This window comes from Pedobacter sp., from assembly GCF_035566355.1.
GTDB lineage: Bacteria > Bacteroidota > Bacteroidia > Sphingobacteriales > Sphingobacteriaceae > Pedobacter.
On the sequence record NZ_DATMRL010000332.1, the window covers coordinates 1 to 5,066 of the forward strand.

At 39.6% G+C, this 5,066-nt stretch carries 3 protein-coding genes and 1 pseudogene; all 4 read right to left on the minus strand.

The genetic code is table 11. From position 1 onward, the window contains the following. A partial coding sequence (locus tag VNZ46_RS12820; RefSeq protein ID WP_325560510.1) for a DUF6443 domain-containing protein occupies positions 1 to 819 on the minus strand: 819 nt, incomplete at its 3' end. Positions 820 to 831: 12 nt separating this feature from the next. After that, positions 832 to 3,987: a hypothetical protein gene (locus VNZ46_RS12825; RefSeq protein WP_325560511.1), complete on the minus strand. Its 3,156-nt coding sequence runs from the start codon at positions 3,985 to 3,987 to the stop codon at positions 832 to 834. A 390-nt stretch (positions 3,988 to 4,377) separates the two neighbouring features. Then, on the minus strand, positions 4,378 to 4,593 hold the full coding sequence (locus VNZ46_RS12830) for a hypothetical protein (RefSeq protein ID WP_325560512.1): 216 nt from the start codon (positions 4,591 to 4,593) through the stop codon (positions 4,378 to 4,380). A 28-nt stretch (positions 4,594 to 4,621) separates the two neighbouring features. Then, positions 4,622 to 5,066, minus strand: a pseudogene (locus VNZ46_RS12835) (hypothetical protein); the annotation flags it as partial.

Sequence of the window (5,066 nt, forward strand, 5' to 3'; positions counted from 1 at the left end):
CTTCCCGGCAGCATAGGTACCTGATGTGGCCCCGTTTGCAGTCACTGTCCACAGTTTAACTTCTGTGGCATTGGTACCATAGCCCATCACCACAGTCCTGCCGGCTAAGTTGGTCCGGCTGGCAGCAGGCTGCCAGATATCTCCTGGGGCACCTTGCTCCAGCACCCGATTTAAAGGACTGGCTTCAAAGAGGGTCTGGCTATAGGGGCTCGGGATGGTCGTATAGTTTTGCCCGGTCTGAGTATAAAATGTCTTTTGGGCACTGGTGCTATAGCCACTAGCTCCGCTTAAAGCATCGGGTCTGTAGCTTCCAGCTGTACCACTCGTGCTATAAGGAAGGTATTTGGTGGCTTCCCTGCCAAAAGCATCATAAGCCAAAGGCTGCACAACATCCTTAAAGCTTGGACTGCCTTGAGTAGTCACCGTTTGAAGCGGACGTCCAAGTCCATCAAAATACTGGACGCTTTGGTTCACCTCACAAACGTTCCGCTGGGCATCTATATTTGCATCTGATACATTCGGAACTTTAAAAACCCGGGTACTGATGTAATTCTGGTTTGCGCTGGGTACACCGGCAAATGTCGCACAGTTCTTAAAACTGATCCCTGTGATGTAAATTCTCACGTTTTTACCAGATGGAATATAAAAACCAGGTTGTAAGGTGACGCTCGCTTTACCTGTAATTTCTGTTTCGTTGTTATAAATATTTACAATGTTGTCCTGCACCTGGGCATGCGTATTTAAGGCCAGGAAAAGCGAGGCCACTGCCGCAAAGGAATATTTGATCCGCTTTGCCATGTTCTTTGATCTTGTTTTCATATGGAGCGCTGGTTAGGGTTTATAGTGATAGACGTTGTTTTTCAGGATGTTTCCGTTCTGGTCCTTCACATTCTTCAGCCGCTGGAATTCATCGTATTCGTAGTAAGTGGTCTGGCCTTTTTCGTCCGTACTACTTGTTATACCAACTAAAGGATCATGCGTATAAGTTGTTACCTGTGCATCTTTTAATCTGCTGTCAGTACGGAGTGTATTCAACAAGATTCTCAGTGAGGCATCACCCGCAGCGATGGCATTATCTATCTGTGCTTGCGTAATAACGCTATTCACTGTTGTGTAATCGCTATTGACAATTTTAGCTACCGGGTAGGATTGCATATATCCCCATAAAAACACCGTTGTTACACCATCACTATTTTTAACTGTTGAAATGTTATTTTGCGCAGTATAGGTGACCTCTGTTTTAGGATTGTAATTAAGCCCGATTATTGAATTTATATCATGTAATACCGTATCTGACAATGCAGCATTCTCGTATTGATACATTGTTATGGGTTGAGCAGCGGCATTATACTTAATAGCCTGGCCACCTGTAATTTTACCGTTTACCGAGATTTCCTTTCTGATGGGGATATTTATGGCCTGGGCTTGTATTAATGTATTGATATTAAATCCTGGGACATTACTATAATCTTTTGGGTACCAGGTTTTATTATCTGTGGTTTTTCCGTTGCTGTTGCTAAACCTTGTATTAGAAAGCAAATAATTACTGTTATAATAATTCTCCGATTTTGTTTTTAAGGTATTTCCACCTGAATAATTAAATGTAACTGTCGAATCCAGCAGGTACCATTCTGTAACAAACATTCCGGGTTGGATCGAGAAAGTCTTTACAGGCGATTGTATTACATTTGGTGTCATTTTTATCCCAAAAGTATTTTTATAATTTGTCGCGTAATTTCTATAATAGTTCTGTTCTTCAGTTAACAAACCATAGCTCAGGTCTTTTTTTTGTTCATAGATTTTTTTGTTCAATAATAACCCACTCCTCCAGGATCTCCCGGTATTAGCCGGAATAGGATATGTATTATTAGGTATGGTCAGAAACAAATTATCATTTGAAAATGTCAACTCACTTTTGAAAGAAGATTTATTTTCATCATAATATTCGGTTACATTTTCATACCTTATAAACTGACCATCTGTGGTTGTTAAAGGAGCAGTGCTGCTACTGATAATTCTTGTGACCGCGGGCAGACCACCATCACCACAAGGAATTAGGGGATTATGATTAGGTAAATTTACAAGAGTCCCACTGCTTACTGTCGAATCATTGAAATTGGTATACTTAAACGATTTTGCGATCTTATTTCCTAAAGCATCCGAGTTAATAATCTTGGCAACTCTGAGTCCCCCCACAATAATGTTTTTTAAATCCGGATTTTCTAACCAGCTCATAGTGACTGCAAACTCTGCATTTGGGAAATCAATGGTAGGTTGTATAGTAGCTGTTATTTTATACTTACCAGGTTGCAAAATAAATGGCGTTTGAAGGTCACTTAACATCATATTATTAGATGGCTTAGTGATTCCTGTGATAACCATTCTTACAGGACATTTTATTGTATTATATGGACCTGAATATCCAGGTATTTGAAAGAATATCATGCCCGGCTTTTTCATATCAGCAATCGTAAAGGAATCTATATATATTCTGGGATTAGCCTGAACATAAGCACTGCTTTTATAAAATGCATAGGACTGCCCTTTCAATCCAGAATATTGATAGCCCTCACTAAGCCCGTTAAGTGTAAAGGTATTGGCTACATTACTTTCATAAGTAAATTCGGTGCTCCCTCCTGTAGGATAAATAATTTTTTCTAATATTCCTGCCTTTGCATATGCTAAGTCGATCGTGCGGTCTGCTCCACCAGCATTGCCAGCTCCATTGCCCGTCTCAATAGAGGGTGTTAAGCCGGGATTAGCCGTCTTGCCATTATAATAACCCCAGTAATCCTGTTGTGGCGACATCCGGCTTACTATGGGTGTCGTATTGTATTTCAACTGGTAAGTAGCATCTCCATCCTTTACCAGATTTAACCTTAAACGTTTGTTGGCAATATCACTAACTTGTAAACCTGGGGTGTTTACCGCCGGAGAATTATAATAGTCATAGGAAAACGAGATGGCTTTGATCAGCCTGCCATCTTTGCGTTTTACAATAATGCTATCCAAACTTTTGGAACTGCCTAATGGAGCTCCTATGGCATCTGCTCTTTGCAAAGCTGACTGTATGAAAAAGACATCTCCCAGATCAGTACTTATTTTTTTTAGAATGGCTTTACTGGAAAGCATTCTATAAAAGGAGGCGTGTCTTTTCCCGTCAGCCTCTGAACAACCCGAAGCACCTTTAATATCTGTTGTTTCGCCACCGCTACCAAAATCCATTGCATTACTGTTATCGTAGTAATATTTAATGTTGCTGTTTGTGAGGCTAACAACATCCATTAATTGCCATGAACTATAATGCTGACTCTGATGGGTTTGATTTTCTGGCATTGAAGCAAGCCCACCGGTAAGTTGAATGTCATACTGATTCAAAAAACGCTCCCTGCCTGTTCTTAGTACATCTGCCGATGTACCGAAATAGGCAGATGTACCGTTGGGTAAAACAATCCGCCATCCTGTAATTTCCCCGTTGGCATCTCTTGTACAGCTTATTTTTAAATTTTGATATGGAGCTAAGACAAAATCATGTAATTCCTGATCAAAATAAAACTGACCTGAATAGCCCATGACTGAAAAGAAATACATATCTGGTTCTACATCCAGAAAGCCAAAATTTGCCTGATTATAGAGTAATTCATAACGTTCTTGATTATTTGCGGGTAAAGACAATATATATTTAGCTGTTTTGGTCGTATTCATATACGAAGTTGAGCCTCCCAAATCATCCGGTAATCCATGCACTACCCGGGATATACTGCCACCTACATTTAAATTCCATCCTGTACCTACCCAGGTAGCGCCTTCTTCTACTTTAATTCCGGAAGCATTATAACTTAGCCCTATCGGTATTTCGAGCTCCCTGTGTTTCAGGGTGTATAAGGGTATAGAGATTTCGGGAACACCAGTTGAATATCCTACTGGCATATCAATATACTTCCCCAAACTCCCTACCTCGGGTGTTACAGGGGTAACATTTGTCAATGTTACTGGGTTTAAGTTTTGAGCGGCAGCGGCTAAGCAATGTGCCATCAAATAACAAAGCAGTATTATTCTTTTGTTTTGCATAGTCTAATATTTAGATATTATAATATTGGCCAATGTAAAAACACTTAGTGCAGTGGGACTGCACTAAGTGTTTTTTTTAAAAAAAGAATAAAAAAATAAATCAATTGATTGATTATCAGATAAATATTTTTTTTAAAAAATATATGTTCGAGTTCTTCTACTCAGGAAAGGGTACTGAACTCGTCAGGTTTACCATTTACATTTCTGATTACCACGTCACTAACATTGTGAATCCAACCTAAGCCTACCCTTGAAGCGATTGATCTACTTTCACCCCGAATGTACTACTATATTGAAGGTCTGTAGTCATACTCCATTGGTTATCTTCAAAGGCACAGATAGGGATTTTAAAATTTGTATAGCCTGCTTGAAGCCAACATCTAAGATTCCATATTTCGATAGTTCTGCAGCATTAGAAGCTGAAGGAATAATTACGGGAAGTTTATTGTATGTGATCTGTGCGTTGGCCAGGTTTACAACACATAACAATAAAGCAATGTAGATTATAGAAGTATCTCTCATATTTTAAATCTTATTTTTCTTATAAATCCTATTTATCTTTTCCATTTTCAACTTTTGTTAATCTCATATTTAATTGGCTGTTTTGTTTTTTGAGTTCAATGAGGTATAAAGTCAGCTCTTCGATCTTCTTGAGCAGTTTTGCATTCATGTCTCCGACTTCAATACCCTCAGCTTTCACTTCTGACGCAGATGGTATTCCAGGTAAGTGACCTTTCTCTTGTATATGCTTTTCTGTTTGTTCCAGCGTTGGAAGTTGGTAGTCTTTCTCAAAGACATAGTCTGGCCAGTTCGCTGTTTCTACTTTAAGTTCCTGCGCCCTGATCTTGCCATTTACAGACAATTTTTCTTTCGGCGTTAATGTGCCAATTCCAACATTACCCTGGCTATTCCAAATGCCGTTTCCGGCTAAAACAACATCTCCTTTAAAACGGTTACGGTAGGGAACTTCGACAACGGCGGTTCCAGTTAAGGGC

What these genes read in the sequence shown, in the direction of transcription:
- VNZ46_RS12830 (WP_325560512.1), bottom strand. Translation starts at nt 4,593, where the DNA reads ATGAGAGATACTTCTATAATCTACATTGCTTTATTGTTATGTGTTGTA.